The sequence below is a fragment of the Cupriavidus sp. 8B genome (assembly GCF_054589115.1).
This window is the reverse complement of sequence record NZ_BAAILO010000247.1, coordinates 1-7,512: the sequence shown is the minus strand read 5'-3', so window position 1 is coordinate 7,512 and position 7,512 is coordinate 1. Positions and strand designations below refer to the sequence as shown.

General features: G+C 65.2%; 8 protein-coding genes. All 8 read right to left on the bottom strand.

Annotation, left to right across the window (positions count from 1 at the left end):
- Positions 1-709 precede the first annotated feature (709 nt).
- From ACYP5B_RS23825 to ACYP5B_RS23790, 8 genes are read right to left on the bottom strand one after another with little or no spacing between them, the layout of a single operon-like run.
- The gene (locus ACYP5B_RS23825; RefSeq protein ID WP_459571319.1) at positions 710-1,525 is read right to left on the bottom strand and encodes a shikimate dehydrogenase family protein; all 816 of its coding nucleotides are present in this window, start codon (positions 1,523-1,525) and stop codon (positions 710-712) included.
- A gap of 36 nt (positions 1,526-1,561) precedes the next feature.
- Positions 1,562-2,539, bottom strand: coding sequence for a 2-hydroxyacid dehydrogenase (locus ACYP5B_RS23820; RefSeq protein WP_400102133.1), 978 nt, complete (start codon positions 2,537-2,539; stop codon positions 1,562-1,564).
- A gap of 20 nt (positions 2,540-2,559) precedes the next feature.
- Positions 2,560-3,516 carry a sugar kinase gene (locus tag ACYP5B_RS23815; RefSeq protein ID WP_459571318.1) on the bottom strand — a complete coding sequence of 319 codons (957 nt, stop codon included), beginning with the start codon at positions 3,514-3,516 and terminating at the stop codon, positions 2,560-2,562.
- Positions 3,513-4,310: a sugar phosphate isomerase/epimerase family protein gene (locus ACYP5B_RS23810; protein ID WP_400102131.1), complete on the bottom strand. Its 798-nt coding sequence runs from the start codon at positions 4,308-4,310 to the stop codon at positions 3,513-3,515. The genes ACYP5B_RS23815 and ACYP5B_RS23810 overlap by 4 nt, the downstream gene beginning before the upstream one ends.
- A complete protein-coding gene (locus tag ACYP5B_RS23805; RefSeq protein ID WP_318238499.1) occupies positions 4,307-5,041 on the bottom strand; it encodes an amino acid ABC transporter ATP-binding protein in 735 nt (244 codons plus the stop codon). The genes ACYP5B_RS23810 and ACYP5B_RS23805 overlap by 4 nt, the downstream gene beginning before the upstream one ends.
- On the bottom strand, positions 5,028-5,678 hold the full coding sequence (locus ACYP5B_RS23800) for an amino acid ABC transporter permease (protein ID WP_459571317.1): 651 nt from the start codon (positions 5,676-5,678) through the stop codon (positions 5,028-5,030). The genes ACYP5B_RS23805 and ACYP5B_RS23800 overlap by 14 nt, the downstream gene beginning before the upstream one ends.
- Entirely contained in the window at positions 5,675-6,433 is a 759-nt protein-coding gene (locus ACYP5B_RS23795) for an amino acid ABC transporter permease (RefSeq protein ID WP_267602361.1), read from the bottom strand. Before ACYP5B_RS23795 ends, ACYP5B_RS23800 begins: the two co-directional genes overlap by 4 nt.
- Before the next feature lie 55 nt (positions 6,434-6,488).
- The gene (locus ACYP5B_RS23790) at positions 6,489-7,292 is read right to left on the bottom strand and encodes a transporter substrate-binding domain-containing protein (protein WP_318238497.1); all 804 of its coding nucleotides are present in this window, start codon (positions 7,290-7,292) and stop codon (positions 6,489-6,491) included.
- Positions 7,293-7,512 lie beyond the last annotated feature (220 nt).

Below are 7,512 nucleotides of genomic sequence, written 5' to 3'. Positions count from 1 at the left end.
GATGCTCCGATCCGGTACCGGAAGATGGGCGAATGGGCTGGGATGCTACTACCGGGGGCGTCACCACGAAACCAGCGTCATTAACAGGATCGTGGCGATTTAAATCGGTAACGGCACGAGTTAATTAAAACCCGGGGCCGTACGACGAAATCATTGGGCTGCGCAACCCTGACAAGCCAGCCTCCTGCAAGGATCGCTTTCTTTTGGTTACTTTTCTTTACGAGTAAAGAAAAGTGACATCTCACACGTTCCAAAACGGCCAACACCGTACAGCCGGCGACAGCAGCTAGAAGCGCTAGAACATCGCCCACTCACGCTATTCTGCATCAGCAGCTAGAAGCGCTAGAACATCGCCCACTCACGCTATTCTGCATCAGCAGCTAGAAGCGCTAAAACATCGCCCACTCACGCTATTCCGCATCAGCAGCTAGAAGCGCTAAAACATCGCCCACTCACGCTATTCTGCATCAGCAGCTAGAAGCATCAAAACCCCGCCCACAAGAGACACCCCCGCGTCAGCGGGCCACAAGCAATACACATCGCACACTTCCCCCAACCTACTCGGGGTGCGCGGCCCTGGATTCGGTAACCAACGGTTGGTGCCGTTCATAGAGCCTGCCGCCGAGAAAGCCAATCTTCAACAGACGCGATTTGCCCGCCGCCTGCTGCTTGCCGTCCGCGATCGCCCCCTTGAGCTGGATGATAGTTTCTAAGACAGGCGTGCGATCTCCTCGAGCAGCGCCGCCTCCATCGTCTCGATCGGCGCGCGTGCACAGCCGGTGTAGAACTCGACCTGGGCACATGCCTGGTGCAACATCATGCGCGTGCCGTCGATGGTGCGACAGCCAAGCGCGGCGGCATCCCGGATCAGTTTGCTCCTGACCGGGATAAACGCAGCATCCATGACAATCAAATGGGATGCGAGCTGCCCCGTGACAGGGTTGACATCGGGTGCGCGAAAGCCGGCGGCCGTCGCGTTGGCGAGCATGTCGAAGTCTGCCGCACGGAAGTCGGCCAAGGCGCCACCGAAGCGCAGGCCAAGCGAGGCGGCCAGTTCCTCGCCGCGCGCCGCGGTGCGATTGAACACGGTCACTGCGGCGCCGGCCTCAACCAAGCCGTAGGCCATGGCACGCGCGGCGCCGCCAGCGCCAAGCAGCGCGATGCGCTTGCCCGCCAGTCCGGTGACCTCCTCGAAGGCACGCACGGCGCCGATGCAATCGGTGTTGTAGCCGGTCAGCACGCCATCGATATTGTTGATGGTATTGACCGCGCCAATGGCGCGCGCGGTCTCGTCGAGCCGGTCGAGGTGGGGGATGACGGCCTGCTTGTGCGGCATCGACACGTTCATGCCGCGCACGCCCAGCGCCCGGATCGATTGCACGGCGCCAGGCACGTCCTGCACGCCGAAGCACACAAAGGTGTAGTCGATCTCGAGCGCCCGATAGGCAGCGTTGTGGATGCGCACGTTGAAGGTGAAGGGCTCGCCCATGATCGAGCCGCACAGCGTGGGAATGGAACGGGGCATTGCGGATTGTCCTTGCGGGGGAAATTGGACCGCGGCCTAGGCGGCATGGGCTGACAGATCGAAGCGCGCGGCGGGTGGCCGGCCGGCCAGCGCGTCCAGCAGATTGCGGGTGGCCAGTTCGGCCATGGCGCGACGGGTCTCGTGCGTGGCCGAGCCGATATGGGGCAGGGCCATCACCCGCGGATGGCTGCGCAGCGGCGAATCCAGCGGCAGCGGCTCGGTGGCGAAGACGTCGAGCCCGGCCGCGCGCAGGTGGCCGCTGTCGAGCGCATCGAGCAGCGCGCCTTCCTGCACGATCTGGCCGCGGGCACCGTTGACAAAGATGGCGCCCGGTTTCATCAGCGCGAACTCGCGCCGGCCCATCAAGCCGCGCGTGCTCTCGGTCAGGGGCAGCGTGACGGCGACGACATCGGCTCGCCGCAAGGCGTCGTCGAGGTCCGTCCGGGTGGCGCGTCCCACGAGATCGGGCGGTTCCCCGGCCATCTCGTTGACGTAGAGCACTTCCATGCCGAAGCCAAGCGCCGCGCGGCGCGCCACCGCCTGGCCGATGCGCCCGAAGCCGAGGATCGCCAGGGTCTTGCCGTGAACGTCCCAGCCGAACAGGTTCTCACCGATATTGGCAGCCCATCGGCCTTCGCGTACATGGGCGGCAAGTTCGACCAGGCGGCGGCTGGTTGCCATGATGAGAGCAAAGACGGTGTCGGCGGTGGTTTCAGTGAGTACGCCGGGCGTATGGCACAGCGCAATCCCGCGCTGGCGCAGGCAGGCAAGGTCATAGTTGTCGACCCCCACCGAGATACTCGAAATCACCTCCAGCTGGCCGGCGTCGGCCAGTTCGGCCGCGCCGAGCTTGACGCTGGAGCCGATCAGGCCGTGGGCGGTTGCCAGCGCGGCGCGAAAGGCCGGCTGCTGTGCCGGCTGGCGCGGGTCGGCGACGATCACGTCATGCTCAGACTCGATCCTGGCGAGAAGGTCATGCGGAATGGGACGGAACACCAGTACATTCTTGCGCATAGGAAATCCTTGCTGTGGTTTCACAGGCTGGCGGCAGCCAGCAGGGCACGGGTCGGCAGGCCTTCCGTATCGCCCCGTACCTGCACCGCCCGCGCGCCGATCCATGCGCCTCGCCGGACGGCGTCGGCCACCGGCCGGCCTTCCAGCAGCGCGCTGATGACGCCCACGGCAAAGCCATCGCCGGCGCCAACGGTGTCGACAACACGCTCGACGCTGAACGCCAGGACATGGCCGGTGCCGGCCTCGCCATCGAAGTAGGCGCCGTCTGCGCCCAGCTTCACGACTACCAGCCTGGCACCGCGTTCACGGTAGAAGGCGGCAATGCGTTCCGGCTCGGCATGCCCGGTGAGGAAGCGGCCTTCCTCGATGCCGGGCAGCACCCAGTCGCACTGTTGTGCCAGGTCGTTCAGCGTCTCGCGCATCATCTCGGGCGTGGCCCACAAGGCGGGCCGCAAATTGGGATCGAACGAGATCGTGCGGCCGGCAGCCCGCATGGTGGAGATGGCCTGGCGCGTGGCGGCCTGCGTGCCTTCGGCGAGCGCAGGGAACACGCCGGTGACGTGCAGGTGCCGTGAGCGCCGCAACCACCTGTCGTCGATGTGAGCAGGGTGCATGCGGCTCGCCGCCGAGCCGCGGCGGTGGTACTCGACGGGCGGATCACTGCCGTCGTCGACCCGGCCCTTGAACTGAAAACCCGTACGCTCGCCGGGCTCGCACACCACCTGGCTGCAATCCACGCCTTCCCGGCGCATTTCACCGAGCAGGTAGCGCGCCATCGAATCATCGCCCAGGCGGCTGGCCCAACCGACCCTCAGGCCCAGGCGCGACAGGCCAATGGCCACATTGGTCTCGGCACCTGCGGTGCGTTTGTGGAAGGTCTGCACGCCTTCGAGAGGCCCGGCTTCGCCGGCCACCAGCATCAGCATCGCCTCGCCCAGCGTTACCACGTCAAGATCGATGTCAAGATCGGGGCTCATGCGGGGATCTCCACCGAGCGCAGCAGTTCGACATGACTACGCGTGACCTGCACCAGGTCTTCCAGGTCTTGCCCTTGCAGCGGAAACTCAATGGCACGCGCAACGTCGGCGGGCAGGCGGCGCAATACGCTGCGCCACGGGGCCGCCGATTGGTCCAGCGGCACCGCGATCCACTTGGCAGGCGTGCGCAGCACGCCTTTGCAGTGCACGTAGCCGACCTGGGCGGCGAAGGCCTGCGCGGCATCGAGCGGATCCTCGCCCGTCCAGTGCCAGTTGCCCATATCGAAGGTCATCGGCACGCGCTTGCCGAGGGCCGTGGTACGCGCGAGGAAGTCGCGCAGCGGCGGTACGGTGCCGGCACGGGCGGTCTGGTCGTTCTCCACGACGAGTTCGATGCCGTCGTGGCGCAACCACGGGAGCAACCCTTCAAGCGCCGTGCCTTCGCGGTAGCCGCCCAGCGACATCTTGACCCGGGTGGCACCGATCGCCAGCGCCGTCGCGAAGGCGCGGTCGAGCGCGGCGGCATCGAGGCTGCCGGCTTCGCTCCAGAGGCCTTCCGGGCTCGACCAGACCACGGCCAGCCCGTGCTGCTCGGCGACCTCGCGCTGTTCCCTGACTTCATCCTTGTGGCCACGCTGGAGTTCGCCGCGGTATTCCACGCCGTCCGCGCCTGCTGCCGCGGCAATCCGCGCCAGCGCGGCCTGTCCGTCGCGGCGGGCGAGGTCGGCGCCATAGGCGGTGAGCGAAATCAGCACCGGCGGCGGGGAAGAGCTACCTTGTTGCCGCTGGGTCATTTCAGTGCTCCAGCGCTCAGGAATTGCTGCAGTTCCGGTGTCCGCGGCTGCGCGAACAGCGCCTTTGACGGGCCCGCCTCATGCACCTTGCCCTGGTGCATGAAGATGGTGGTATGCGCCATGCGGCGCGCGAACTCCATCTCATGCGTCACCAGCACCATGGTCATGCCGGAGGCGGCCAGGTTTTCCATCACACGCAGCACTTCCGCCGTCAGCTCCGGATCGAGCGCGGAGGTCACCTCGTCAAACAGCATCACCTTCGGTTCCATCGCCAGCGAACGGGCGATGGCCACGCGCTGCTGCTGGCCGCCCGAGAGCTGCTCGGGGTAGCAGTCCTTCTTGTCCAGCAGGCCGACCTGGGTCAGCACCTGATCGACGATGCCGTCGATCTTGCCCGCGGCCATCTTTTTCACGATGGACGGCGCCAGCGCGATGTTCTCGCCCACGGTCAGGTGCGGAAAGAGGTTGTAGCTCTGGAATACCATGCCTACGTCGCGGCGCAGGTCGAGCAATCGCTTCCTGTCGTGATCCAGCTTGTGGCCGGCGACCGTGATATTGCCGGCGTTGATCGTCTCCAGCCCGTTCAGGCACCGCAGCATGGTGCTCTTGCCGGAGCCGCTGCGGCCGATGATGGCGACCACCTGGCCCGGTTCGATGGCAAACGACACGCCCTTCAGGACTTCGACGGGGCCGTACGACTTGTGCACGTCTCGTGCTTCAACGATGGACATGGAGCCTCCTTTCCATGCGCCTGGCTGCCGACGAAAGCGGGAAGCAAAGCGCGAAGTAGATAAGTGCGACGACGACGAAGACCGCGAAGGGCTGGAAGGTCGCGTTGTTGATCAGTTGGCCGGCGCGGGTCAGTTCGATGACGCCGATGATGGAAGTGATCGAGGTGTTCTTGATCAGCTGGACCGAGAAGCCCACCGTGGGCGGCAGGGCCAGCCGGACGGCTTGCGGCAGCACGACAAAGCGCAGTTGCTGCCAGCGGGTGAGGGCGAGCGCTTCGCTGGCCTCCCACTGCCCTTGCGGCACGGCCTCGATGCAGCCGCGCCAGATCTCGCCAAGATAGGCGCTGGCGTAGATCGACATCGCCAGCATGGCCGCGACCATCGGCGACAGCTTGAGGCCAAGCACGGAGAGGCCGTAGTAGCTCAGGAACAGCACGATCAGCACGGGCGTGCCTTGCACGACCTGGATATAGACCGTGCTGGCGAGGCGTAGGAAGGCGCTTCTCGAGGTGCGCGCCAGCGCCACCATGAAGCCGGCCAGCGTGCCGCCGATAGCGGCCAGCAAGGTCACCCACAGCGTCCAGCGTGCTGCCAGGAGCAGGATTTCAAGATGATTCCAGGAGAACTCGGTGATCATTTTGCGCTCCCTGCAACCGCCGGCGTCAGCTGCGCATGCGCCATGGGCTGAACGCGGGCAGTGCGCGCGACCTTTCTAGCGCGTGCCACCACGCGGCGCCGCCTGAAAACGAGATTGCCGATCAGGGCGAACATGGCGCGCAGCAGCAGTGCCAGCCCGATATAGATGAACATGACGAGGATGTAGCTCTCGAAGGTGCGGAAGGTCTGCGAATCGATCTGGCTTGCGACCGCCGTCAACTCTTCCACCGAAATCGCCGACACTACGCTCGAGGTCAGCATCATCAGCGTGAACTGGCTGGTCAGTGCCGGATAGACCTTCTCGAAGGCCGGCACCAGGGCGACGTGGCGGATCAATTGCCAGCGTGTCATGCCCAGCGCCGCGGCGGCTTCGAGTTGCGAGCGGTGAACCGCCTGCAGGCCGGCCCGGATGATCTCGGTCGAGTAGGCGCCGAGGTTGACGGTCATGGCAATCACCGCTGCGGTGATGGCATCGATCTGCAGGCCGACGGTAGGCAAGCCGAAGAAGATGATGAAGAGCTGGATCAGGAACGGCGTGTTGCGGATGGCCTCGACGTACGCCCTGGCGGCGCGCTGGAGCCAGGGACCGCCGAAAGCCGCGGCAATGGCGCCGGCGGTACCGACCAGGGTGCCTAGCAGGATCGAGCCGAAGCTGAGCGCCAGCGTCATGGCCGCGCCCTCCGCGAAGCGATCCAACTGCGACAACACCGGGGTCCATTCAAATTGGTAGTTCATGCGGGTCTCCTGGCGCGCCGGCTGGCGCTGGCGCGCAACGTCGGGCTTGCCGGGTTCAGAACGTCTGCAGCGCGGGCAGTGGCTTGCCGGTCCACTTCTGTGCAATGGCGTCGAGTTCGCCATTGAGCTTGACGTAGGAGATGGTGGTGTTGAGCCACTGGCGCAGCTCGAAGGCGTCCTTGCGCACGGCCATCGAGTTCGGTTGTACCGAGAAGGCGAACTTGGCGTCGAACTTGCCGGCGCCGCGTGCCTTCATGATCTCGTTGCCGGTGGTGCTGGGCAGGGCGATGGCGTCGACCTGGTTGCTGATCAACGCTTGCGCGCAGGTGGCGTCATCCTCGAAGCGGACGATATTCATGCCCGGCACGGCCAGCCGGGTCAATGCCGTGTCTTGCGTGGTGCCGCGTGTCACGCCAACCTTCTTCTTCCCAAGTTCAGCCAGCTTGGCGTACTTGGCTGCGACAGGCGCGAAGAGGGTCAGCTCGAAGGCGCTGTAGGGCGAGCTGAACATGATGGCCCGCGCCCGCTCGGGCGTCGGCGCCAAGGTAGCGACCAGGAAATCGACCTTGCCGGCTTCCAGCGCCGGAATCCGGCTGGGCGAAGTGAGCGGCACGATATCGACCGGCACGCCAAGGTACTTGCCCAGCAGGTTGGCCACATCGACGTCATAGCCGGCGGGCTTGCCGGTGGCGTCCGTGGTGCCGAAGGGCGGCGCACCGGTCACCACGCCGATGGTGACCTTGCCCCGCTTGACGATCTCGGCGACGGTCTGTGCCTGGACCCCGATCGAGGCGCTCGCCAGGACCAGCAACGTGAGCACGGGCGCGGCCATGTGGCGCAACAAGCGTTGGATATTCATCTATGTCTCCTGCACGTTCTGTGGAATGTGTCGCTGGCGTCGCAGCGCTCGGCAAATACGGTTCTGAAACCGGTTTCAGAATTATAGGAAACCGGTTTCAGATCTCTAGCGGTGGAAACCCTTAGGGGTCGGATTTGGGGGGGCGGGGGAGTGGTTACGCTGTCGTGCTGGAAAACACCGCGGGCTTCGCTTGAAGTGGCTCCTGGCTAAGCCACCCCAC